Annotated in this window: 20 protein-coding genes; 4 read left to right on the top strand and 16 right to left on the bottom strand. The window is 52.5% G+C overall.

Annotation, left to right across the window (positions count from 1 at the left end; translation table 11 throughout):
• Window positions 1-12 precede the first annotated feature (12 nt).
• The 5 genes from A7K98_RS16765 to A7K98_RS16745 all read right to left on the bottom strand — a co-directional run bounded on the left by A7K98_RS16765 (window position 13) and on the right by A7K98_RS16745 (window position 4,923).
• Window positions 13-897, bottom strand: a complete 885-nt coding sequence (locus A7K98_RS16765; protein WP_087489588.1) for a LysR family transcriptional regulator — start codon at window positions 895-897, stop codon at window positions 13-15.
• A gap of 27 nt (window positions 898-924) precedes the next feature.
• Window positions 925-1,815, bottom strand: a complete 891-nt coding sequence (locus A7K98_RS16760; RefSeq protein ID WP_087489587.1) for an AEC family transporter — start codon at window positions 1,813-1,815, stop codon at window positions 925-927.
• Between the two features lie 87 nt (window positions 1,816-1,902).
• A complete protein-coding gene (locus tag A7K98_RS16755) occupies window positions 1,903-3,363 on the bottom strand; it encodes an aldehyde dehydrogenase family protein (RefSeq protein WP_087489586.1) in 1,461 nt (486 codons plus the stop codon).
• A 51-nt stretch (window positions 3,364-3,414) separates the two neighbouring features.
• On the bottom strand, window positions 3,415-3,942 hold the full coding sequence (gloA, locus tag A7K98_RS16750) for a lactoylglutathione lyase (protein WP_087489585.1): 528 nt from the start codon (window positions 3,940-3,942) through the stop codon (window positions 3,415-3,417).
• A 264-nt stretch (window positions 3,943-4,206) separates the two neighbouring features.
• Window positions 4,207-4,923 carry a YtjB family periplasmic protein gene (locus A7K98_RS16745; RefSeq protein WP_087489584.1) on the bottom strand — a complete coding sequence of 239 codons (717 nt, stop codon included), beginning with the start codon at window positions 4,921-4,923 and terminating at the stop codon, window positions 4,207-4,209.
• Between the two features lie 118 nt (window positions 4,924-5,041).
• Here A7K98_RS16745 and serB point away from each other — a divergent pair, with 118 nt between their 5' ends.
• The 3 genes from serB to nadR all read left to right on the top strand — a co-directional run bounded on the left by serB (window position 5,042) and on the right by nadR (window position 8,796).
• Complete coding sequence (gene serB, locus A7K98_RS16740) at window positions 5,042-6,019, top strand: phosphoserine phosphatase (protein ID WP_087489583.1); 978 nt, start codon at window positions 5,042-5,044, stop codon at window positions 6,017-6,019.
• Window positions 6,020-6,033: 14 nt separating this feature from the next.
• A complete protein-coding gene (radA, locus tag A7K98_RS16735) occupies window positions 6,034-7,419 on the top strand; it encodes a DNA repair protein RadA (protein WP_087489582.1) in 1,386 nt (461 codons plus the stop codon).
• A gap of 117 nt (window positions 7,420-7,536) precedes the next feature.
• The gene (gene nadR / locus A7K98_RS16730; RefSeq protein ID WP_087489581.1) at window positions 7,537-8,796 is read left to right on the top strand and encodes a multifunctional transcriptional regulator/nicotinamide-nucleotide adenylyltransferase/ribosylnicotinamide kinase NadR; all 1,260 of its coding nucleotides are present in this window, start codon (window positions 7,537-7,539) and stop codon (window positions 8,794-8,796) included.
• A gap of 48 nt (window positions 8,797-8,844) precedes the next feature.
• Here the strand turns inward: nadR and ettA are convergent, their stop codons facing one another.
• The 3 genes from ettA to A7K98_RS16715 all read right to left on the bottom strand — a co-directional run bounded on the left by ettA (window position 8,845) and on the right by A7K98_RS16715 (window position 12,157).
• On the bottom strand, window positions 8,845-10,512 hold the full coding sequence (gene ettA / locus A7K98_RS16725) for an energy-dependent translational throttle protein EttA (protein WP_087489580.1): 1,668 nt from the start codon (window positions 10,510-10,512) through the stop codon (window positions 8,845-8,847).
• Window positions 10,513-10,649: 137 nt separating this feature from the next.
• Window positions 10,650-11,576, bottom strand: coding sequence for a DMT family transporter (locus A7K98_RS16720; RefSeq protein ID WP_087489579.1), 927 nt, complete (start codon window positions 11,574-11,576; stop codon window positions 10,650-10,652).
• Window positions 11,573-12,157: a TetR/AcrR family transcriptional regulator gene (locus A7K98_RS16715; RefSeq protein ID WP_087489578.1), complete on the bottom strand. Its 585-nt coding sequence runs from the start codon at window positions 12,155-12,157 to the stop codon at window positions 11,573-11,575. Before A7K98_RS16715 ends, A7K98_RS16720 begins: the two co-directional genes overlap by 4 nt.
• Window positions 12,158-12,766: 609 nt before the next feature.
• Here A7K98_RS16715 and A7K98_RS16710 point away from each other — a divergent pair.
• Window positions 12,767-13,303: an OB-fold protein gene (locus A7K98_RS16710; protein ID WP_087489577.1), complete on the top strand. Its 537-nt coding sequence runs from the start codon at window positions 12,767-12,769 to the stop codon at window positions 13,301-13,303.
• 238 nt (window positions 13,304-13,541) lie between these two features.
• On the opposite strand, the gene urtE is transcribed toward A7K98_RS16710, so the two are convergent.
• The 8 genes from urtE to atzF all read right to left on the bottom strand — a co-directional run bounded on the left by urtE (window position 13,542) and on the right by atzF (window position 25,188).
• Window positions 13,542-14,240, bottom strand: coding sequence for an urea ABC transporter ATP-binding subunit UrtE (gene urtE, locus A7K98_RS16705; RefSeq protein WP_087489576.1), 699 nt, complete (start codon window positions 14,238-14,240; stop codon window positions 13,542-13,544).
• 1 nt (window position 14,241) lies between these two features.
• Window positions 14,242-15,033: an urea ABC transporter ATP-binding protein UrtD gene (gene urtD / locus A7K98_RS16700; protein WP_087489575.1), complete on the bottom strand. Its 792-nt coding sequence runs from the start codon at window positions 15,031-15,033 to the stop codon at window positions 14,242-14,244.
• Window positions 15,026-16,102, bottom strand: coding sequence for an urea ABC transporter permease subunit UrtC (gene urtC / locus A7K98_RS16695; protein WP_087489574.1), 1,077 nt, complete (start codon window positions 16,100-16,102; stop codon window positions 15,026-15,028). Before urtC ends, urtD begins: the two co-directional genes overlap by 8 nt.
• Complete coding sequence (gene urtB / locus A7K98_RS16690) at window positions 16,102-17,676, bottom strand: urea ABC transporter permease subunit UrtB (protein ID WP_198361190.1); 1,575 nt, start codon at window positions 17,674-17,676, stop codon at window positions 16,102-16,104. Before urtB ends, urtC begins: the two co-directional genes overlap by 1 nt.
• Before the next feature lie 85 nt (window positions 17,677-17,761).
• The gene (gene urtA / locus A7K98_RS16685; RefSeq protein WP_087489572.1) at window positions 17,762-19,030 is read right to left on the bottom strand and encodes an urea ABC transporter substrate-binding protein; all 1,269 of its coding nucleotides are present in this window, start codon (window positions 19,028-19,030) and stop codon (window positions 17,762-17,764) included.
• Between the two features lie 22 nt (window positions 19,031-19,052).
• Entirely contained in the window at window positions 19,053-19,760 is a 708-nt protein-coding gene (locus A7K98_RS16680; protein WP_087489571.1) for a GntR family transcriptional regulator, read from the bottom strand.
• On the bottom strand, window positions 19,757-23,386 hold the full coding sequence (gene uca, locus A7K98_RS16675; RefSeq protein ID WP_087489570.1) for an urea carboxylase: 3,630 nt from the start codon (window positions 23,384-23,386) through the stop codon (window positions 19,757-19,759). The genes A7K98_RS16680 and uca overlap by 4 nt, the downstream gene beginning before the upstream one ends.
• A 2-nt stretch (window positions 23,387-23,388) precedes the next feature.
• Entirely contained in the window at window positions 23,389-25,188 is a 1,800-nt protein-coding gene (gene atzF / locus A7K98_RS16670; RefSeq protein ID WP_087493489.1) for an allophanate hydrolase, read from the bottom strand.
• Window positions 25,189-25,387: the final 199 nt, after the last annotated feature.

The following is a 25,387-nucleotide window of genomic DNA, read 5'->3' as shown; positions in this document are numbered from 1 at the left end:
GGCAGCCAGCCGTTAGTTAACGGCCGGCTGTTTTGCTACCCGATGGCCAGTGACATGCCGGTAAAAGGCTTCTGCCAGCGCTGACTGTTCTACGGACTGACTCACCAGATAGATATCGCAGGATGGAATGTTATCCAGCGGAAACAGGTGCAGACCTGACAGTAGCGGATTATTGTCGATAAAGGTCTGCGGCATCACAGTAAATCCCAGCCGCCGGTGAACGGCACTTAGTATCAGATCGTAAGACTCGATATCCGACTGGCGTGCATAACGCAGGTTCTGCTGGCTCAGCCACTGGCGGACCAACAGATGGTAGAAACATTTTTCCCCGAAACTGAACAGAGTCAGACCAGAGGCATGGTCACGAAACTGCTGACGATCGGCCAGGTGAGTGACCAGCGACAGCCTTTCCGGTGCAAAAAATTCTGCTTTCAGCGCCGGATGTTCTATCGGGCCATCGACCAGAATCATATCCAGCTCGCCCTGTAACAACTTCTCCATCAGTGTCAGGGACGAGTGACAGCAGATATTGATTTGTACCTGCGGATTTTGGTGCATAAATTCCACAACCGCCTGTTGTAGCGGGCCTTTCAGGGCCACATCCAGAACCCCTATCTGTAGCTGGCCCTGCAACAGTGAATGCTGAAAGAAGGTCAGGCATTGCTGGCTCTGCTCAAGTAACCTCTGAGCTTTAGGATAAAAAGCGCGTCCTTCCGGCGTCAGAGTCAGGCGTTGTTTATCGCGGTTTACCAGCGCGACCCCGAGACTGCTCTCCAACTCCTTAATACGTGTGCTGATGTTCGACGGGACACAACACATTTTATCTGCAGCCGCAGCGACACTGCCTTCTTCTACCAGGGCACAAAAGAAACCTAACTGATGTAATTTTAATAACATACTGACTCCGTTAACCGTACTCTACGGTCAAAACACTCCATGCCAACCCACAATGGTGGCAAAGGAGAATAAAATACCGTAACTCTGTAATGCAGTGGCCAGCTCCGGTTTCAGCCCCGCCCGTTGGGCCATAATCGCGGCTGCTATCATCGGTGCCATACCGGCCTGTAGTACTGAAATATTTCTGACTTCAGCGCTGACAGGGAACAGCAGTGAGGTCAGCAATACCAGTGCCGGGGCTGCCAGTAGCTTCCATATCGTCCCTGCCAGCAACGGAGCAAATAACCGACGTGGCGGACGCAGCCGGATCTGTAATCCGACCGTAAACAGCGCCAGCGGAGTCATTGTTGCTCCGATACTGGCAACCGGAGTTTGCAGCATGTCCGGCAGACCATCGGTCAGTTTCAGCAACAGACTTGCGATCAGGGCCACAAAGGGAGGAAAAGAGATAATCCGTTTTGAGACCTGCCTGAGACTGACCTGGTTTCCTGAGCAGAGAGCCATAACAATAACTCCGACAGTGGACAGGATAATAAAGCTGCCTAACTGATCGGCAATCACTGCCGTTTTCAGTCCTTCTGCCCCGTAATAGCCAGAAATAATGGGATACCCCATAAACGACGTGTTACCGATACCTGCGACCAGAATGATGACTCCGCAAACTTCCCGCGACCAGCCGGCAACCCGGCGGGCCAGCACCGCCAGTATCAGGGCTCCGAGGAACACCAGCCACATGCTTAGCACAGGAAACAGACTGGAGCTATCGAACCGGGTATGCGGGATCAGGGTCAGGATAACGCAGGGCAAAGCAATACTGATCAGCCACCAGTTAACCGAGGGGATCAGCTGTTCAGGAAACGTGATAAATCGTCTGACAAAAATTCCCAGCAGCAGACAGAGGATCAGTAACACATTCATAAAAAGTCCTGTTATTCAGAGCAGGCTATATACGCCTCACATTCTGGCGTAACCCGGGACACAGGACGCGCCCCGGGTCATAGCAGATTACTGATAATCGATGTAGATGGTCTTGCGTTTAATGTACAGCTGATAGCCATATTCGCCGTCATCACCGCCAAGTCCGGAGAGTTTCCATCCGGCATGGAAGCCATTGATCTCTTCGGGGCCGAAGCGATTAATATAAACCTCACCATATTCCAGCTGATCGGAAATCTGCAATGCAGTTGAAAGGTCACGGGTATACAGATAAGAACTCAGGCCATATTCTGCGGCATTGGCTTTGTCGATGACCTCTTCCTGAGTGTCAAATACCACCACTGGCAGAATCGGGCCGAACACCTCTTCGGTGAGGATTTGAGCATCAGCCGGTAAGTCGGTAACAATTGCCGGCGCGACCCAGTTGCCTTTTGCCAGAGCCGGGTCCTGCGGCAGTTTTGCCTGCCAGAGGATTTTTCCGCCCTGTTTAACGGTGGTTTCCAGTAACTCATCGACATGCTGTTTTTCTGCCGCTGAAACTTTCGGGCCTACAATAGTGCCTTCCTGCAACGGATCACCCACCACAATCTCCTGTGCGGCTTTCTGCAAAGCTTTGATAAACTGATCGTACACTGCCCGCTGAACGTAGGTTCTTTCGTTACAGATACAGACCTGTCCGCAGTTTGCCATCCGTGAATTCAGTGCGTCACGTGCAGCTTTCTCAATATCCGCATCCGCCATCACAATGAATGGCGCTTTACCGCCCAGTTCAAGTGATACCGGAATCACTTTCTCTGCGGCATTTTTCATGATCTCTTTACCGGCACGGGTTGAGCCGGTCATGGTGATCAGTGCTGTGCCAGGATGTTTAACCAGGGCATCGCCAACTGAGCGACCTTCGCCACACACCACATTGACAATACCGTCAGGAATTCCGGCCTGCTGGCTCAGTGTTGCCAGAGCCAGAGAACTGAGTGGTGTCACTTCACTTGGCTTAATCACAATCGAGTTTCCGGCAATCAGGGCCGGAGCTGCTTTACGCAGGAACAGTGCCAGCGGGTAATTCCACGGGATGATTGCCCCGATAACGCCTAACGGCACTTCACGGGTCACGGAATGTTGATGAGGTGCCGAGGATGCCAGTACATCTCCCTGACGTTTCCAGGCAAAATTAGCGGCATAACGCAGCATAGTGATTGCCATATCAACCTCACCACGGGCTTCACTGAGTGGTTTACCTTGCTCAGTGGTCAGTAGTGTCGCCAGGGCTTCATAATTTTGTTTAATCTGTTCTATCCAGGCCTCCAGAAAAGTCGCACGCTCTGGCTGTGGCTTGCTGGCCCATGCTTTCTGCGCTTTTATGGCTGCCCGTACGGCCTGGTCGACGACTTCTTTATCGCCCTTAGCTACCTGACAAATAACCTTGCCAGTGGCCGGGTTCAGAACTTCATCGTGTTGTGCTGACTTCACCCAGTGTCCGTTAATAAAATGGGCAGGTGAATCAGGGAGCAGGTGATTATATTGGGTCATAGAATTCTCCGGTACAGTGAAAGGTTAGCGATAACCACGGTAAACGGATAGTTAGTTATCCAACGGGGTAGGTTGCAGAATCTCAATCCAGTAGCCGTCAGGATCCTTAATAAAAGCCACGTAGTTCATGCGGCCCTCCGATAACTTTTTCTGGAAAGGCACCGACAGCTGTTCAAAGCGCTCACAGGCCTGGCGGACATCGGGTACGCTGACACACAGATGTCCAAATCCTTGTGGCTGGGCATTTCCGTTGTGATAGTGGAAATCAGCCTCTTTTTCTGTGCCGTGGTTCCAGGTCAGTTCCAGCACGCCGGGCTGACTTAATGCCCATTGTTTCAGTTGCTGATCGTCCTGTGGGATCTCAGACAACGGACGGCGTACCAGATAAACGATGGTAAAAGCAGCCTCTTCAAAACGTTCTTCATACACCGGAATAAATCCAAGAACCTTGCTATAGAAATCGATGGCTTTCGGCAGGTCTTTCACGCGGATCATGGTGTGATTAAACACATAATCGTCTGCCTTACGGGCTGCTTCGATATTAATCTGGTACTTATTAATCAACTCAGATAATGACATTGTCGGGTTCCTCATCGTCGGTGATGAATCTGGTTAAGCCAGTAGCGAGAGCCGCTACAGGCTGCGGCGGATGGTACTAAGTATAGAAATACCTGGTCGCCATATTTGCCGATTGTTGCGGGGCTGGTGACCAGACTGCCGTCAGAGTGCATTAGCCGCAGCGATATGCAGGTAAGCATGGCAGAAATTGTTGTTACACGAAATTAACATTTAAAGCGGGGGTCTGTTCACTATTTGTGAACAGACTGGCAGGTATTGGCAGGACTAGCGTGAAGAGCGGCGTCTTTTACGGTTACGTGGTGGTCGGGAATATTTGGCCGGAGCCTTCCTGGCGGGCGATGGCTGGTCGTTGTCTTCCGGTTCCGCCGGTACTGGCTGGCTGGCCGTCAGCAGGAAGGGGGACTGCTGCCAGTGACTGCGCCGGTTTCTCAACAACGTACGGCTCAGTACCAGGCCGATAGCCAGAGCCAGCAACATCATCAGTCGCAATATATTGGTGGTGTTATCTACTTGCCGGGATTCAGTGGCCAGTACATGGGTATCCAGTGTCAGTCGCAAAAAGCCCAGCGGCCCGTTTTTGCCCTGTACTGGCTGAACAATCTGATGATTGAAATAGCTGCCGGCACGTTGTCCGTCAAGCCCCAGGCGATCCCTGACCGTGATGCTTTCGCCACTACGGGCAACCAGTGCGCCGTTAGTGTCATAGACTGAAGCATCGAGTATCCGACTGTTGGTGGTCAGCTGATTTAAAATCGCTTCAATCTTTCCCTGTTGGTTATTACTGTCATTGAGTAACGGGACCAGGCTAAATGCGACCTGCCGGGAAAGAGTTTCTGCCAGTTGTCGGACCTGAGTGGATTGTACTTTCTGGCTGTTCAGGCTGAACCAGGACGCTCCCTGCATCAGCAGTACCAGCAATGCCAGGCAGGCCAGAATGATCACTGAGCGGTGCAGGGTAAACTTGATTTTCTGTTGTGCCATGGGCGGCGTGTCTCATTCCTACGCGAATAATCGTAATGACTTATGGTTTATGTTGCCAGAATAGCTGCACTCGGGGTAGCCTCTTGCGTGGTTTTGTTGTCCCCCTACAGGAGCTCTGATGCCAAACCGTCTTACCTGGTGTGATCTGCCTGCGAATGTCGCGCAATGGCCGGGTCTGCCTTTATCTTTAAGTGGTGATGAAGTAATGCCACTGGATTACCGTGCCGGCAGTACCGGCTGGTTACTTTACGGGCAGGGGCTGGATAAACAGCGCCTGACTGACTATCAGCATCGTCTGGGTGCAGCCATGGTAATCGTCAGTGGCTGGTCTGTCGAGGATATGCAGGTGATCCGGCTGGCCGGTTCTCTGACACCCCGTGCCAGTAAACTGGCTCATGAGTGCGGCCTGGATGTCGTACCTCTGGGGGAGTTACCGCACTTGAAAACTCCCGGATTACTGGTGATGGATATGGACTCGACTGCAATCGAAATTGAGTGCATTGATGAAATTGCCAAACTGGCCGGCTGTGGTGAACAGGTTGCAGAAGTTACCGAGCGAGCCATGCGTGGTGAGCTGGATTTTGAAGCCAGCCTGCGCCAGCGTGTTGCTGCACTGAAAGACGCTGATGCATCAATCCTTAAACAGGTTCGTGATGAGCTGCCGCTGATGCCGGGCCTGCGTACTATGGTGGCTGAGCTACAGTCGCATGGCTGGAAAGTGGCCATTGCTTCCGGAGGCTTTACCTTTTTTGCCGACTATTTACGTGATGAACTGGACCTGGTGGCGGTAGCGGCCAATGAGCTGGAAATTTACGATGGCCGGCTGACGGGTAATGTGCTGGGCACCATTGTTGATGCAAAATATAAAGCAGTGACTCTGGAAAAACTGGCAACCCGGTTTGACATTCCGAAGCACCAGACCGTGGCAATTGGCGACGGAGCCAATGACCTGGTCATGATGAAAGCCGCAGGATTGGGGATTGCTTATCATGCCAAACCCAAGGTGAACGAAAAGGCCGGCGTAACCATTCGAAATGCATCCCTGATCGGTGTGCTCTGTATTCTGAGTGGTGGTTTGATCCACGAACAACGATAAGCTGAGGAGTCATTTTGGCCAAAGCGGTAAAACGTGCATACGTTTGTAATGAGTGCGGAGCTGACTATCCGCGCTGGCAGGGACAATGCAGTGCCTGTCAGGCATGGAACAGTATCACTGAGGTGCGCATCGCTGCGACTCCCACGGCGGCCAGAAACGAGCGATTGTCTGGTTATGCAGGCAGTGCCGGAGTCTCCAAAGTACAAAAACTTTCAGAGATTAGCCTGGAAGCGTTACCTCGTTTCAGTAGCGGGTTTAAAGAATTCGACCGGGTGCTGGGAGGTGGTGTGGTACCAGGCAGCGCCATTCTGATCGGCGGAAATCCGGGAGCCGGGAAATCGACCTTACTGTTGCAGACGTTGTGTAAACTCGGTGAGCAGATGAAAACGCTGTATGTCACCGGGGAAGAGTCATTGCAGCAGGTGGCGATGCGTGCCCATCGTTTGGGACTGCCGACAGATAATCTGAATATGCTGTCTGAAACCAGCATTGAACAAATTTGCCAGATTGCCTCGGAAGAGAAACCGCGTCTGATGGTTATTGATTCCATCCAGGTAATGCATATGGCCGATATCCAGTCTTCGCCTGGCAGCGTGGCGCAGGTCCGGGAAACCGCGGCTTATCTGACGCGATTTGCCAAAATGCATGACGTAGCGATAGTGATGGTCGGGCATGTCACTAAAGACGGCTCGCTGGCCGGACCTAAAGTTCTTGAACACTGTATTGACTGTTCGGTATTGCTGGATGGTGATGCAGACTCACGCTTTCGGACCCTGCGCAGCCACAAAAATCGTTTTGGTGCAGTGAACGAGTTGGGTGTATTCGCTATGACAGAGCAGGGAATGCGCGAAGTCAGCAACCCTTCCGCTATTTTTCTGTCCCGGGGCGATGAGGTCACTTCCGGAAGTTCTGTGGTGGTGATTTGGGAAGGTACCCGGCCATTGCTGGTGGAGATTCAGGCCCTGGTCGACCATTCAATGATGGGTAATCCCCGCCGGGTGGCCGTCGGACTGGAGCAAAATCGTTTAGCCATTTTGCTGGCAGTTTTGCATCGTCATGGCGGATTGCAAATGGCGGATCAGGACGTATTCGTTAATGTTGTCGGTGGCGTAAAAGTCACCGAAACCAGTGCCGATCTGGCATTATTGCTGGCAATGGTTTCCAGCCTGCGTGATCGTCCGTTGCCGCAGGATTTGGTTATCTTTGGAGAAGTGGGACTGGCGGGTGAAATTCGCCCGGTACCCAGCGGTCAGGAGCGTATTTCTGAGGCGGCGAAACACGGTTTTCGTCGCGCGATAGTTCCAGCCGCCAACGCTCCTAAAAAGCCCCCGGAAGGGATGACGGTTTATACTGTCAAAAAGCTGTCCGATGCACTGGATGTTTTAGAAGAACTGGCATGATATACCCGGGCCGGCACTTTTTTTGTGCCGGTTCTGTCACCCCTGTAGTACCCGGTTACCGGCAGCGCAGCAAAGTGGATGCCAGACAGCTGTCCGGCAGATGACAAGAGGCAATGAATGTCGACTTATGACTATCTGAAAAAGGCAATTCGTCAGCAAGGATACACGCTACAGCAGGTAGCGGATGCCTGCGATATGACTAAGGGCTACCTGAGCCAGCTGATTAACGCCAAAATAAACAGCCCCAGTGCCCGAAAACTGGAAGCATTACATCGCTTTCTTGGGTTGGAATTTCCCCGCCGTCAGAAAACGGTTGGAGTGGTGTTTGGCAAATTCTATCCGTTGCATACCGGTCATATCTACCTGATACAGCGTGCCTGCAGCCAGGTTGATGAACTGCATATCATTATGGGGCACGATGATCCACGGGATCGCCTGTTATTTGAAAGCAGTTCAATGTCTGAACAGCCAACCACCAGTGACCGTTTGCGCTGGTTATTGCAGACCTTTAAATACCAGAAAAATATTCGCATCCACTCTTTCAATGAAGAAGGAATGGAGCCATATCCGCACGGTTGGGATGTCTGGAGTCACGGTATGAAACAGTTCCTCGCCGCGCAAGGAATTGTTCCTGATAAGGTGTACACCAGCGAGGCTGCCGACGCGCCGATGTTCGAAAAACATCTGTCGATTCAGGCGGTACTGGTCGATCCTGATCGTTCATTTATGAATATCAGTGGCAAGCAGATCCGTCAGGATCCGTTTCGTTACTGGGACTATATTCCGACTGAAGTGAAGCCGTTCTTCGTCCGTAAGGTCGCGTTACTTGGCGGAGAATCCAGTGGCAAATCTACCCTGGTGAATAAGCTGGCGAACATTTTCAACACCACCAGTGCGTGGGAATATGGGCGTGATTATGTGTTTTCTCATCTGGGCGGCGATGAGATTGCATTGCAGTATTCAGATTACGATAAAATTGCACTGGGTCAGGCACAGTATATTGATTTTGCGGTGAAATATGCCAATAAAGTCGCCTTTATTGATACTGATTTCGTGACGACTCAGGCTTTTTGCCTGAAATACGAAGGGCGCCAGCACCCGTTTGTCCAGGCGCTAATTGATGAATACCGTTTTGATCTGGTGATAGTGCTGGAGAATAATGTGCCCTGGGTGGCAGATGGCTTGCGTAGTCTGGGCAGTTCGGTTGACCGGCGGGAGTTTCAGACGATGCTGCTGGGGATGCTGGAGCAGAACAATATTCGCTATGTGCGGGTTGAGGAAGATGACTATGATTCCCGCTTCCTGCGTTGTATTGAACTGGTGAAACATATGCTGGAACATCCGGCTGATCAGTTGCCACCGGAACGTCAGCGTTAGGATAACACCCGAAAAGTTACCGGGCCGCCGGGCCCGGTAAGCTCAATACTACTTGGTCATACGCTTGTACTTGATACGTTTTGGTTCCAGTGCTTCAGCACCCAGAGTCCGTTTCTTGTACTCTTCATATTCGGTGAAGTTACCTTCGAAGAAGGCGATATTCCCTTCATCCTGGTAATCAAGGATATGGGTAGCGATGCGGTCAAGGAACCAGCGGTCATGCGAGATAACCATGGCACAGCCCGGGAACTCCAGCAGGGCGTTTTCCAGGGCCCGCAGGGTTTCCACGTCCAGGTCGTTGGTAGGTTCATCGAGCAGTAACAGGTTGCCGCCAACCTGCAGCAGTTTGGCCAGGTGCAGACGGCCACGCTCACCACCAGACAGCTCACCAACACGTTTGCCCTGGTCAGTCCCTTTGAAGTTGAAACGACCCACATAAGCGCGGCTCGGCATTTCAAAGTTACCAATTTTCATGATGTCCTGACCGCCGGACACTTCTTCCCAGACCGTTTTGCTGTTGTCCATCGCATCACGGAACTGATCAACTGACGCCAGTTTCACGGTTTCACCCAGTTCAATGCTGCCTGAATCTGGCTGTTCCTGCCCGGATAGCATACGGAACAGGGTCGATTTACCGGCACCGTTCGCCCCGATAATTCCGACGATGGCCCCTTTCGGTACTGAGAAGCTCAGGTCATCAATCAGCAGACGATCACCGTAGCTCTTGGTCAGGTTATTCACCTCAACCACTTTATCCCCGAGACGTGCGCCAGGTGGGATAAACAGCTCACTGGTTTCGTTACGTTTCTGGTACTCAACGCTGTTCAGCTCTTCAAAGCGTGCCAGACGGGCTTTACCTTTAGACTGACGGCCTTTAGCCCCCTGACGTACCCATTCCAGCTCTTTTTCAATCGATTTGCGACGAGCTGCTTCTGAGGACGCTTCCTGAGCCAGCCGCTGATCTTTCTGCTCCAGCCAGGAGGAGTAGTTACCTTCCCACGGAATACCTTCACCACGGTCCAGTTCCAGAATCCAGCCGGCCACATTATCCAGGAAGTAACGGTCGTGGGTAATCGCCACTACCGTTCCTTCGAAGTCGTGCAGGAAACGTTCCAGCCAGGCGACAGACTCAGCATCCAGGTGGTTGGTAGGTTCGTCGAGCAGCAGCATGTCAGGTTTTTCTAACAGCAGACGACACAGGGCGACACGACGACGTTCCCCCCCGGAGAGATTGGCAATTTTTGCATCCCAGTCTGGCAGGCGCAGAGCATCGGCTGCACGTTCAAACTGAGTGTTAATGTTGTGGCCGTCATGTGCCTGGATGATTTCTTCCAGACGTCCCTGTTCTGCAGCCAGCTTATCAAAGTCTGCATCGGGATCGGCGTACAGTGCATAAACTTCATCCAGACGCTTCAGCGCGCCAACCACTTCTGCCATGGCTTCTTCAACGGATTCACGGACAGTGTGTTCAGGATTAAGTTTTGGTTCCTGTGGCAGGTAGCCAATTTTCAGGCCAGGCTGAGGACGTGCTTCACCCTCAATGTCGGTATCAATACCGGCCATAATGCGCAACAGGGTGGATTTACCGGCACCGTTAAGTCCCAGAACCCCGATTTTGGCCCCGGGGAAAAAACTCAGGGAGATGTTCTTCAGGATATGCCGCTTTGGCGGGACAACTTTGCCCACGCGATGCATGCTGTAAACGAATTGAGCCACGAGAATGAGCCTCTTTTAATACATATTGATCATGATAATTCAGCTGTGGAGTGTAGCCTGTTTCCGGGCATAATCACAGAGAGCGACAGCGGATGTCATCCCGGAAAACAAGGTAGTTTTCCAGGATGCGGCAAAGATCATGCGGTAACACGACGACGCAGACGGAACAATCGCGCCGGCAGGGTAATAATGACCAGACACAGGATGATAAGCCCGATACCGGCCCAGCCGGAAGCCGGCAGGCGTTCTCCCACCAGAGTCACCGCCAGCAAGGCCGCGACTACCGGCTCTGTTAATGACAACGTGGTAGCGGTACTGGCTTTGATGCGTGCCAGGCCGATTCCGTAGCACAGATAACCGATAAACATTGGCACCAGTGCCATATAAAGAGCGACGGCGATATTGGTAGTGGAGGCCAGCAGTGGTGCGCCGGTCAACAGTAATACAGGAATCAGCAGTATCCCACCGGCTCCGAAAGTGGAACCCATGGCGGCCGTGGCATTGACGCTGTTGTGCATCATGCGTCGTGCTGACCATGAATAAAGAGCATAAGTGAAGCCAGCCACCAGTCCCAGCAAAATACCACTTAGTGTTTGCAGGCTGTCTCCGGAAGTAGCAGCCCGGTCTTCGGCAATACACAGCAGAATCATCCCGGCCACTCCGATCGATGCACCACAGATCCACTGGCGGCTAAGTGGATGTCCGTCAAAATAGTATTCGATCAACGCGGATAACAGCGGGGCAGAACCAATAGAAATCACAGTACCTGCCGCCACTCCGGCATAATGCATCGAGGCATAAAACGCCAGCGGATAAACGGCGACCGCCAGTGCGCCAATAAGTAAATTCAGCCAGTTAGCTGCAATCTGCCGGCGACCGGAGAGCATTTTTGGCAGGGCCAGCAAAGCCTGTAATATTCCGCCACCCCCCATAGCCACCGCTCCAATCGCCAATGGGCTGACGCCTGAAGCGAAAGTCGCGGCAGTCCCCGTCGTTCCCCAGAGAACAGAGGCGGCCAGCACGGCGGCTATTCCTGCCTGCGGGCGAGAAGTCTGTGAGGTCATAGGGTCTCCAGCAGGCTTTGTGCCATGGCGGAGGCCTGGCTTATGCAGTCACTGTTACCTTCCAGACCGGCCCGTGTAATGCTTCCTTCCAGCAGAAATGATAAATGTCGGGCCAGTAAATCACAGCGCGTCTGGTCTTTCGTCAACTGACTAATGTGCTGTTTCAGAATATCTTCCACCTGTTGTTTGTGCTGACAAATAGCTTTACGGCCAGGAGCTCCGGTAGGCAGTTCTGCGGCGGCATTCAGCAGCCCGCAGCCACGAAAAGCATATTCGTATTCAAATTCAGCGTGATCGGTATAGGCGTTAAATACGGCCATGATGCCTTGCTGAGGAGTGGTTGCGGTTGCAGAACGGCGCTGATAGAGATCCAGCCATTCCTGATGACGAGCTGTCAGATAGGCCTCAATCAGTGCGTCTTTGGAACTGAAATTGTTATACAAACTTTTTTTAGCCACACCGGCCCGTTTCACTACCGCATCGATACCAGTGGCAGCAATGCCGTAGTTATAAAACAGCACTCTGGCAGCCATCAGTAGTTTGTCATAGGCCGTGGATTTTTGATCCTGAACGACAGTCATAGAGAGATCCTGAAAGTTAGTAGGTAGACCAGTATACTTACTTGTAAGTTAAAGTCATGCCGGATGATCAGGTGATTTGCACGAACAGTTATCAGTGCCGGAGGGGGAGTAACACGACTTTATCCGGAAAGTTTAGGGCAATACTTTGCCATTTCGTCGAAACAAACTCTGCTACTGACCAGATAACCGGTGATTACTGACAATATTGTTCAGGGCTGAACCTGGCGAATAACCGGTGTTACACCGACTGACGGTCTGTCTACGAAGACCCATATTTTCGGCTATTGAGACTGGTGTGCCGGTTTGTATTTCGATAAGGAAGAACAGTCGATATTTCTACCTGAGGCATAGCCCCGGATTAGACTAATCCAACAGAATTTCTAATTTTTCCAGCCGAGTTCCCGAAAGATAATATCCTGATCAGGATAATGCTTTAAATGAAATGCAAACAGTATCATTATCTTAAATGGTGTAGGCTGAAAGGGGAAGGTGGGAACGGCTTGAGTATACATTAATAATAATATAGATTCATTCGGCTTGCATGATAACTTTCTGATGTTAATTCTTCATTCAATACCGCTGTTAAATTTATAAGGGTTTGTCTATAAAATGAAAAAATATATCCTTCCCGTCATTGGTGCAGCTATATTGCTGTCGGGCTGCCAGCAATTACAACAAACTTTAAATGATGCCTCAGCGCAGGTTAATAAACTGACCAGCAAAAGCTCTTCAACATCAGGGACATCAGGTAATGATGATGCCTTACTGAATGGTAGTGCAACCAGCACGACGTTGGCACAAATATGCAGTGACTTTAGTAAGAACTCCTTCAGGGCAAAAGAACGCTGGGAAAATAAGACCGTTCAAATTACTGATGTGATCACTAACATTAATGAATCGAGACCATTAGTTAATGGCGACCCGGGATTTGTTAAGCAGGCAACGTTGAGTTTCAGAACTAAATATGAAGCGACCGCAAACCTGGGTGGATGTAATGCCAATGCCTTTATCGATTACAGCGAACTGACTAAATACAGTGTTGGCCAGCGGGTGACTTTAAAAGGTGTTGTCAGAATGGGAATGGGCGATTCAAGTGTGACATCGGTAATTGTACTGTCGCCGGCAAAAGTTATCAGCGCACATTAATCCCGTCTGTTGTTATCACCGGGTGATGAGATAAAATTCATGATGGTTAAAGTTTTCCGCCATCATGAAATTTAGTTACCCTCACTCTCTGTTTTTAACAGCGGCAATGAGTCGTGGAGCAAAGCCAGAAGGAGTAACAATTACCGCACGAATAACGCAGTACGGAATTCAGACGGGCCATCGTGAATGGCCAGATAACAGACCAGCGGCTGTTGAAGCACAACCGCCAGTCCTGGTACTAAATTGCCACCAGTTTTCTGACTCCATCCTTTTCCATATCTGCGCCAGAGCCTTGTTGAATAATCTCGCCTCTGGACATCACCAGATACTGATCCGCCAGTTCAGCGGCAAAGTCATAGAACTGCTCAACCAGTAAAATCCCCATATCACCACGCTGAGCCAGCATTTTAATAACCTGGCCAATTTCCTTAATCACCGAAGGCTGAATACCTTCTGTCGGTTCATCGAGGATGAGTAATTGCGGGCGGCTGGCGAGCGCACGGCCAATTGCCAGTTGCTGCTGCTGGCCTCCGGAGAGATCCCCGCCACGACGATGTTTCATCTCCTTTAGTACCGGGAACAGCTGATAAATATCTTCCGGGACGTGACGTGCCTCGCGGGCTGAAAAGCGTGACATACCCAACAGCAGGTTTTCTTCTACCGTCAGACGTGGAAAAATTTCACGCCCTTGCGGTACCCAGGCAATGCCTGCATTGACCCGCTGGTGGGGTTTACGCTGATTAAGCAGCTGTTGCTGCCAGTGGATAGTGCCTGACTTCACGGGTAACAGCCCCATCAGGCAACGCAGCAGGGTGGTTTTACCAACCCCGTTGCGACCCAGCAAACAGGTCACCTGACCGACAGGCACTTCAAACGACAGGCCGCGCAAAATATGGCTGCCGCCATAATACTGATGTAATTCGGCAATCTGTAACATGTTAGCGCCCCAGGTATACGTCAATAACGTGTTCATTGGCCTGTACTTCACGCAGAGAACCCTCTGCCAGTACCTGCCCCTGATGCAGGACTGTGACATGGTCGGCGATAGTTTCGACGAATCCCATATCGTGCTCCACCACCATCAGTGAGTGTTTTCCTGCCAGCTCGCGGAATAACTCAGCGGTGTATTCTGTTTCTGCATCGGTCATCCCTGCGGCGGGTTCATCCAGCAACAACAGATGGGGTTCCTGAACCAGCAGCATACCGATTTCGAGAAACTGTTTTTGTCCGTGCGATAACAACCCTGCCAGCCGTTGTTGCTGGTCTGACAGACGGAGCAATTGCAGAGTCGAGGCGATTCTGTCCTGTTGCTCTCCGTTCAGTCTGGCCCGCAATGAGGCCGCCACGGTTTTTGGTGCTTTCAGTGCAATTTCGAGATTTTCGAACACGGTTAGCGCTTCAAACACGGTTGGTTTCTGAAATTTACGGCCAATACCGGCGCGGGCAATTTCTGAGGGTGACAAGCGTGTCAGATCGGTACGCTGGTCGTACACTACTTTGCCCTCGTCCGGCCGGGTCTTACCGGTGATAACATCCATCAGGGTAGTTTTACCGGCACCATTCGGCCCGATAACGCAACGCAGTTCCCCGACGCCGATATTCAGCGACAGGTTATTCAGGGCGCGAAAACCGTCGAATGTCACCGAAATATTTTCCAGCTGCAACACCGGATCGGTTTGCTGACGATGCCGGTCGGCCGGTGAGCTGTGGGTATAAATTTGATCAGTCATTTTTCCTCCGGCGCAACAGCCCGACAACACCCTGTGGCAGAACCAGGGTAACCACAATAAACATCAGGCCGAGGAAAAACAGCCAGTAATCCGGGAAACTGACGGTAAACCAGCTCTTCGCCCCGTTAACAATCGCCGCACCTAACACCGGGCCAATCAGTGTGCCGCGGCCGCCGAGTGCTACCCAGATTGCGGCTTCAATTGAGTTAGTCGGTGACATTTCTCCCGGGTTGATGATTCCAACCTGCGGAACATAGAGTGCCCCGGCCAGGCCACACATGACGGCCGACAGGGTCCAGATAAATAATTTGAAACCGCGTGGGTCATAACCACAAAACATCAGACGGTTTTCGGCGTCACGCACTGCCGTCAAAATGCGGCCGAATTTACTGCGCGCCAGCAGGAAGCCAGTGAGCAGTGATAACGCCAGCAGAATCACTGTGGCCATAAACAGCGCAATACGGGTTCCTGTGGCATCAATCTTCCAGTCGAGCAGTGTGGTGAAGCCGGTGAATCCGTTATTGCCGCCAAATCCGGTCTCGTTACGGAAGAACAGCAGCATTCCGGCGTAGGTCAGTGCCTGAGTCATGATCGAAAAGTAGACCCCTTTGATTTTTGAGCGAAAAGCAAAGAAACCAAATAACGCAGCCAGCCCGCCAGGCAACAACACAATCAGGCATAACGTCCAGATAAATGACTGAGTTCCGGTCCAGAACCAGGGCAGATGGTCCCAGGAGAGAAACGACATAAAGGCCGGCAGGGCGTCACCAGAGGCCTGACGCATCAGGTACATCCCCATAGCGTAGCCCCCCAATGCAAAGAACAGCCCGTGACCCAGCGACAGCATCCCTGCGTAGCCCCAAACCAGATCCAGGGCGACGGCAACGATGGCATAACAGAGGATCTTACCGCACAGTGTCAGAGTATAAGTCGAGACTGACAGCGGATTGCTGGCCGGAAGTAAACTAAGAAACGGCATAATCAGCAATGCCAGCAGGACCACACTGACCAGCGTCAGCGTCAGTACCGGCATTTTTTTGCCTATGGTGACAGTAATTGGCTGGCTCATTAGTCAATGACCCTCCCTTTAGCAGCGAACAGCCCCTGAGGACGTTTCTGGATAAACAGGATAATCGCCAGCAGGATGATGATTTTACCCAGCACAGCACCGACCTGCGGTTCCAGCACTTTATTCAGAATACCCAGACTCAGTGCGGCTGCCACGGTTCCTGCCAGCTGCCCGACACCACCGACCACCACTACCAGGAAGGAATCAATAATATAACTTTGTCCCAGTTCCGGACCGACATTACCTAACTGAGATAAGGCGACGCCTCCCAGACCGGCCAGGCCGGAACCCAGGCCAAACGCCAGCATATCCACTTTGCCGGTAGCTACTCCGCAACAGTCAGCCATTGCGCGGTTTTGGGTAACGGCACGGATATTCAGTCCGAGCCGGGTTTTGTTGAGCAGCAGCCAGGTGAGCAGCAGCACACCAACCACAAACACAATGACGGCAATCCGGTTATAAGGCAGTACCAGGTTCGGTAACACCTGCCAGCCTCCGGATAACCAACCCGGGTTAGCAACTTCCAGGTTCTGCGCGCCGAACAGTATCCGGACTCCCTGGATCAGAATCAGGCTGATGCCCCAGGTAGCCAGCAGTGTTTCCAGCGGGCGGCCATAAAGGTGACGAATAATAGTACGTTCAAGGATCATGCCGATAGCGGCAGTCAGCAGGAAGGCGGCCGGCAGCGCCAGTATTGGATACCATGCCAGCCATTGTGGTGCCCATTGCTGGAACAGGCTTTGGATCATCCAGGTGGTATAAGCACCTATCATCAGCATTTCGCCGTGGGCCATATTAATCACCCCCAGCAGGCCATAGGTAATGGCGAGACCAAGTGCTGCCAGCAGCAGTATGGAACCAAGAGACAGGCCACTAAATGCCTGACCGAGCCAGTCACCCCACATCAGTCGATGGTGGATCTGCTGCAGGCTGTCAGCTGCAGCCTGGCGTACCTTCGCATCCGGTTCGGTTGATGCCTGAGTAAGAGGTTGCAGGCTGGCCTGTACATCAGGGTTACTGGCCTGACCTAACAGTTTCACTGCCTGCAGGCGCACTTCCGCCTGAGGATTAGTCAGTTGCAGCAGGGCTACTGCCTGTGACAGGGCATCGCGAACCTGCGGGTTAGTTTCTTTCTGCAACTGTTGTTGCATTAGTGGTAGCTGATCGCTGGCTACATCATTCTGTAACTGCCGTGCGGCCAGCAGACGGAGTGCCGGATCATGGCTGGTTAGTTCGATAGCTGACAAGGCGCGGGAGGTCAGAATTCGCAGCCGGTTGTTCATCAGCAATTTACGGGTATTGCCGGTAGGCTGTTGTGCACTGTCCAGTGGCACCAGTTTGTCGCCGGTTTTACTGAAAGGCTGCTTGTTCTCATCTGTTACCACATTCTCATTATGTAATGCATTCAGTAGTGGCAGTAAATGTTCATCAGGTGCGGCAGCCCACTGCTGTAACAATGTGGCCTGCTGTGTGCGGCTGGCGGCGGCAAAATCTGCCGCAGGACCGGCACTGGCGAGTAATGGCTGGCACAGTGTTAACCACAGTAATGACCAGAAAACGCGGCGTAGTGTGATCATAATCTTTGCTCAACTGAGGGCAGGAACGGACCTGACCGGGTTAGCTAACGGACCCGCCGACAGGCAGCGGGTCAGCGGATGGTCAGAACGTACCTTTGACCGGGGTATCAGGTTTTTTGTCGTTCCCGGCAATATACGGGCTCCACGGCTGAGCACGTACGGTACCGTCGGTCTGCCAGACCACGTTAAACTGGCCGTTGGCTTCAACTTCACCAATCATCACTGGTTTATGCAGGTGGTGGTTGGTTTGGTCCATGGTCAGAGTGTATCCATCCGGCGCTTTAAACGTCTGTCCGGCCATTGCTGCACGAACTTTGTCCACATCGGTGGTGCCGGCTTTCTCGACTGCCTGAGCCCACATATGGATGCCGACGTAGGTCGCTTCCATCGGGTCATTGGTAACTACGGAGTCAGCGTTTGGCAGATGGTGAGCTTTGGCATAGGCACGGTAATCGGCAACAAATTTAGCGTTTACCGGGTTATCCAGAGATTCAAAATAGTTCCAGGCAGCCAGTTCACCAACCAGAGGTTTAGTATCAATACCACGCAGCTCTTCTTCACCTACCGAGAAGGCCATGACCGGAATATCGGTAGCTTTTATGCCCTGGTTAGCCAGCTCTTTGTAGAACGGAACGTTGGAATCGCCGTTAATGGTGGAGATAACCGCAGTCTTACCACCGGCAGAGAATTTTTTGATATTGGAAACAATGGTCTGGTAATCGCTGTAACCAAACGGGGTATAAACTTCCTGAATATCTTTATCCTGAACCCCTTTGGAATGGAGATAGGCACGCAGGATTTTATTGGTGGTACGCGGATAGACATAGTCAGTACCAAGCAGGAAGAAGCGTTTAACATTGCCGCCATCTTCGCTCATCAGGTACTGTACTGCCGGAATTGCCTGCTGGTTTGGTGCCGCTCCGGTATAAAAGACGTTCGGTGACATCTCTTCGCCTTCATACTGCACCGGGTAGAACAGCAGACCATTAAGTTCTTCAAATACCGGCAGAACGGACTTACGTGATACCGAGGTCCAGCAACCGAAGACGACAGCAACTTTATCCTGGCTCAGTAACTGACGGGCTTTTTCGGCGAACAATGGCCAGTTGGATGCAGGGTCAACCACCACTGGCTCCAGTTTTTTACCCAGCACACCACCGTGCGCATTAATTTCATCAATGGTCATCAGAGCCACATCTTTCAACGGCGTCTCTGAAATCGCCATGGTGCCGGAGAGTGAATGCATAATCCCGACTTTGATAGTGTCGGCAGCATAAGCACCGAGACTGACCCCCATACTGACGACAGTAGCGGAGAGAGCAAAAGCTTTAAGTAATGAACGTCTTTTCATTGTAATACCCCTGATAAGCGAATTATGACTCGGGTGATGTTCTTGCCTGCTGTAACATGTGTAGTGTTATTTTGCGGACTTCCGCTTTACTCTCTGCGATATGCCTGGTGAGCAGTAGCTGTGCCTCCTCGCTGTTTTGTTGAAAAATCTGGTTTAAAATCAGGGCGTGTTCCCGGTATGTGGCACTGATCCTGTCTTCGCGGGTAAAGTCCAGACGACGGATGATGCGAATTTTCTCGGTGACAATCGCATGGACTTTCGCCATTTCACGGTTTCCTGCCGCATCCAGTAACCCGCGATGAAACTCTTCATCACAGGCTGAGATTTCCTTGCCATCACTGAGTGGCAGCGGTGGCGTATCAATCCAAAAATTTTGCAGTTCGGTTAATGCCTGGCGGCACTGCTCTGCCGGTAAACGGCACAACCGGCGCACGGCTTCACATTCCAGAACGGTACGGAAGTCGTACAGTTCTTCGAAATACTCGAAATCGAACGGTTTAACCTGCCAACCACTGCGGAAATAGACCTCCAGGTAGCCTTCATGGGCCAGCCAGTAGAGTGCCTGCCGGACCGGGGTCCGGCTGACCTGCATTTTTTCAGCAATATCGTTTTCACTGAAGCGATCACCCGGCAGTAAACGGAAGTCGAAAATATCGTCCTTCACTGCCTGATAAACCCGCGAAGCCAGTGCTTCTGGTCGTGATTTATTGCTGTTACTCACAGAACTCATTGCTCCTCCCCGGCTAACCACAGCAGCACATCCCCCGGAGCAACCTGGCGCCCTGGCTGGCATGCAATCTGGCTGACCACACCTGCGGCAGGTGAACTGATGGTCAGTTCCATTTTCATCGCTTCCACAATCACTACTGGCTGACCGGCAACGATGGTGTCGCCTGGTGACACCAGGACTTTCCAGACACTGCCATTCAGGTCGGCATTGACCGGCAATAATCCTGCGGTATCTTCTTCGGCGACCAGAGGCTGATCGTCTTCTGACGGAGAGTTCAGCGCTTCGCGGCTCCACAACTCCACTTCTTCAGCAAAAGCAGTGGCCTGGCGCTCTTTAAACTGGTTAATAGAGTCCGCGTTTTCTGCCAGGAAACGGCGATGGGCTGCGTAATCAAATTCACTTTCCTCGATGCGCACGCTGGCACGGCCTTCACGGAAATCATCACGCAGTTGCAGTAATTCATCTTCAGTGACCGGATAGAAACGCACCTGATCGAAGAAATGTAATAACCAGGGTTCGTCGGCGGCGAACTGATCGTTTTTCAGATATTTGTTCCAGATAGGCAGCGTACGGCCCACCAACTGGTATCCACCCGGCGAATCCATCCCATAAATACACATATACATGCCGCCGATACCGACAGTACCTTCGGCAGTAAAGGTGCGGGCAGGGTTATATTTTGAACTGAGCAGCCGGTGGCGCGGATCTACGGGGACTGCACAAGGGGCTCCCAGATAGACATCGCCCAGGCCAAGAATCAGATAGCTGGCATCAAACAGAATGCGTTTAACTTCCTCACGGCTTTCCAACCCGTTGGTCCGTTGCAGGAAATCAACGTTATTCGGCAACCACGGCGCCTGCTGACGGACGGTCTGCTGATAACGGCTGACCGCGTCTAAGGTTGCGCTGTCTTCAAAAGCCATTGGCAGCCAGACAATACGTGAAGGGACTTTCAGCTCGCTGACATCACCGAGCGAGGTTTCCAGCTCCAGCAGCAGGTCAATCAGTGCTTTCTGTGATAACTGCAGGCTGTCATAGCGGATCTGTAATGAACGAACACCCGGGGACAGTTCGCGGATCGCCGGGATCGCCTGCTGACGAATCGCTTCAATCAGCAGATGAATCCGAAGGCGTAACGCCAGATCCAGGACGTTGTCGCCATACTCGATCAGGATGTAATGATCACCCGCCTGACGGTAGACCACAGACGGACGGTCCCCTTGTGCCGGTAATGCAGCCAGTGCGGTCGCCGGAACTCCGTCAGTGGGTTGCAGATTAACCGGAGAAAATTCTGGTATCGCTGCGGGTGTAAGCTGTTCAATTTGCTGATTGCAGGCCGTTTCCAGCGCCTGAGCTTCATCAAAACTGATCGGATAGAAGCGGATTTTATCGCCGGGTTTGACCTGACCGACTTTCCATAGCTCGGCGCTGGCAATTGTCACCGGGCAGACAAAACCACCGAGGCTCGGTCCGTCACGGGTCAGGATGACCGGGAAATCACCGGTAAAGTTAATGGCACCAATGGCGTATTCGCAGTCATGCACATTAGAAGGGTGCAGGCCGGCTTCGCCGCCGTTTTCCCGCGCCCACTCGGGTTTAGGGCCACTCAGCCGGACACCCAACCGGTTTGAGTTGTAATGCACTTCCCAGTCGGTCGCAAAGAAGGTATCGATCGCCTGTGGGGTAAAAAAGTCCGGAGCACCATGCGGGCCATATAACACCCCAATCTGCCAGTGATTACCGTATTCCGGAATCATCTCTGTCGGCAGAGCCTGCGGTTCACTGATAGCGGGTGGTGTAGTGCAGGCAGGTAATTCTGGTTGTGATACCGGCAGCATATCTGCCTGGCGTAAAATTCGTCCTGCATGGCCCCCAAACTGTCCCAGGGCAAAGGTTGAGCGGCTGCCCAGATAGACCGGGACATCAAAACCGTGGCGGATGGCAAGGCAGGTACGGCAACCGGAAGTGGCACGACCAAGTACCAGAGTCTGACCTGCTTTTACGGTCACTGGCTGCCAGAATGCGACCGGCTCATCATCCAGGGTTGCTTCTGAAGGGGCTCCGGTCAACGCGATAACGCAATCGCAGTGGAATTTTAAAACGGGTCCCTGCAGAGTAAATTCCAGCCCTGCTGCTTCCGGCGCATTACCTACAATTCGGTTAGCCAGCCGGAAGGCATAATCATCCATCGGGCCGGAAGGCGGAACGCCGATATCCCAGTAGCCCGGGCGGCCCGGATAGTCCTGCACCGAGCTCCAGGTACCTGGCTGAATCACTTCCACCACATGGGCATTGGCGGTAAATTTATCGAGGAAGCGGGTGTAGCTGCGCCCTTCGCGGAACTCACGGGTATTAATGACCTGACGCAGATAGTCGAGATTTGAAGCAATCCCCTGAATCCGGGTTTCTGACAGGGCCTGACGTAATTTTTCCCAGGCAGCTTCACGGGTATCGGCATGAACAATCAGTTTTGCCAGCAGTGGATCGTACCAGGCGGAAACTTCCGTGCCGGTACTCACCCAGCCATCGACCCGCACATTATCCGGGAAGCTGACATCGGTCAGTGTACCGGGTGAGGGCTGAAAGTTTTTCAGCGGGTCTTCTGCATACAGGCGAACTTCGATAGCTGCCCCTTGCGGAGCTTTAGCCATGGCCTGCCAGTCCGGAGTTTCGCCGGCGGCGACCTGCAACATGCAGGCGACCAGATCCAATCCGGTGACTGATTCAGTTACCGGGTGTTCTACCTGTAACCGGGTATTCACTTCCAGGAAATAGAATTTATCCTGAGCGCCGTCATAGATGTATTCGACTGTACCTGCACTGCGATAATTCACACTCTCACCAAGTCTGACCGCACTTTCCAGTAACGTACGGCGTGTTTCTGGCGGCAGGTGAGGGGCAGGCGTTTCCTCGACGACTTTCTGGTTGCGGCGTTGCAGAGAACAATCGCGTTCTCCCAGGGCAACGACCTTGCCCTGACCATCTCCGAAAATCTGTACTTCAATATGCCGGGCCTGATCGATACAACGTTCGAGGAAAACACCCGCATCATTGAAGAATTGTGCGCCCAGACGACGGACACCTTCCCATGCATCGGATAAGGCTGCTTCATCGGCACAGCGGGTCATGCCAATGCCACCGCCGCCGGCGGTGCTTTTCAACATCACCGGATAGCCGATAGTAGCGGCAGCCTGCAAGGCTTCCGGTAGTGAATTCAGCAATGGAGTTCCCGGAGTCATGGGGACTCCGGCAGCAGCAGCCAGTTCGCGGGCGCGGTGTTTTAATCCAAACTCGCCAATCTGATGGGCGGTAGGACCAATAAACACGATCCCTGCTTCTTCACAGGCAGCAGCAAAAGGCAGGCTTTCTGATAAAAATCCGTATCCCGGCCAGATAGCCTGGGCGCCACTCTGTCGGGCCGCCTGTAAAATTTTCTCTATCGACAAATAACTGTCAGTCGGTTTATCACCGCCAAGGGCAATTGCCTCGTCAGCCTCTTTCACATGCGGGGCGTTTTTATCTGCATCGGAATAGACAGTGACGCTACGAATTCCCAGACGTTTCAGAGTTTTCAACGCACGGCAGGCAATTTCACCACGGTTAGCAATCAGTACGGTATCAAACATGATTAACGGGTCTCCTGTGAGCTTAACCAGCGGCGCCAGCCACCTGTTTCGGTGATATCGAGGGCATTACTCAGTGCATAAGGTTCGCAGACAAATCCCTGAACAGTGCGCCCGTCGGCCAGCGTCAGGGTGCCAATTCCTAAAGGTGCCGGGATCTCGGCAACAAACTCGCCATAACGGGCCAGGGGGATATCCCAGAGTTCGACGATAATGGCAGCGCCACTGTCATCGCGAACCAGACCTGGTTTTTTAATCGCTCCGCCACTCAGGGCATACAGGCGGTAATGCGCAGCAGTGGTGGTTTCTTCCACCAGAACCGCCTGGCGGGAGGTGAGCTGATAATTGAGAGGCATACCAGTCAGATGCGCACCGACGACCGCGATGCGTACATGATCAGCAGATGCCGGCAGAGAAACCGCTGACTCTGGTGCAGGCAGTCTGGTGGCACCCAGAGGCAGTTGTTGTTGCTGTTGCCAGCGTAAGCCAAAACCAGCCAGGGCCCGGTCATACCAGGCAGGAGCAATCAGCGTGATTCCGGCGGGCAGTCCGTCGGCCCGAAAACCTGCTGGCAGGGCCAGCGCACAGAGATCGGCGAGATTAGTAAAATTGGTGTAGGTACCAAACTGAGCGTTGTATTTCACCGGTTCCTGCTGCATTTGCTGGCGGGTGCGGATAGTGGGTGAAGTCGGGACCACCAGTCCGTCGAACTGTGCCAGAGTTTGCTGAATCTGACGGCTCAGTTCGGAACGCAGATATTCAGCCCGCCAGGCATCGGTAGCTGAGAATTTCTCACCCTGCCTGACAATGCCGTAGACCACCGGGTCGAGTTTGTCCGGATTCTGTAACATCTCACCAACGGCCGCGGTTCTTTCAGCAACCCACGGGCCGTTGTACAACTGTTCTGCCAGCCGGTGAAACAGTGTGAAATCAATAGCCGACAACGTGGCACCGCAGGTTTGCAGGTCGGTTAATGCGGCTTCCCAGGCGGCACGAGCCTGCTCATCATCAAAGAATTCCGGATTGGCAGGAATGGCAAACTTAGGGGAGGCCGGCAAGGCAGCTGGCGCGGTATGGGGAGAAGACCGTGAATAGCTGTCTCCGCTGTCATAACCCCCGGCGAGGCTGGCTACCTGCCAGGCATCTTCGGTGGTGAGTGCAAACACTGAAATAGTATCAATCAGACGACAGGCAGGGACCACGCCGGAGGCAGAGAGCCAACCTTTGGTTGGTTTCAGACCGACAATATTGTTAAACCCGGCCGGAACACGTCCTGAACCGGCAGTATCTGTTCCCAGAGAGAAAGGCACCAGGCCGCGTGCTACCACCGATGCAGAACCAGAACTGGAACCGCCGCTGACATAATCCGGATCAAAGCTGTTAGGTACTTCACCATAAGGTGAACGGGTGCCGACCAGTCCGGTGGCAAACTGATCGAGATTGGTTTTTCCGGCCACAATGGCCCCGGCAGACTTCAGACGGGCTATTACTTCAGCATCATTGTCGGCCACATAACTGAACGCGGGACAGGCGGCGGTGGTGTTAAAACCGGCAACATCAATATTATCTTTAACCGCAAACAGGACGCCGAACAGTGGCAGCGAGGTTGGATCCTGCAGAAAACGTGGCAGAATTTCGCTGACCTGTGCAGTGATTTGTGCCGGAGTCGCGACACTTATCCATGCCGGATCCTGTGGATCAAACGTTGCCAGCCATTGATTCAGAATTTCAGCCAGCTGCTGAGGGTGTTGCTGACAATGGTGAGTCCACTGTCCAAGAGTAAGTCCTGCGCTTAAAGAGGTCATATGAATTCCATCATGTATACCAGATGGTATTCATCTGAGCAAAGAGCGTGCCATAGTTGTAACTTAATGAAATTTATTGATTAAATGAATTGTGGCGAATGACGTAATCAGCAAGGTTGACCATTTTTGGCGCAGGGCCGCCTTCGAATGGTGCAAATTTGTGCAATGCTTTTACACTCAAACGTGCCAGTGAACGTCA

The sequence above is a fragment of the Tatumella citrea genome (assembly GCF_002163585.1).
Classification (GTDB): domain Bacteria; phylum Pseudomonadota; class Gammaproteobacteria; order Enterobacterales; family Enterobacteriaceae; genus Tatumella; species Tatumella citrea.
This window is presented reverse-complemented; position numbering and strand designations above follow the sequence as displayed.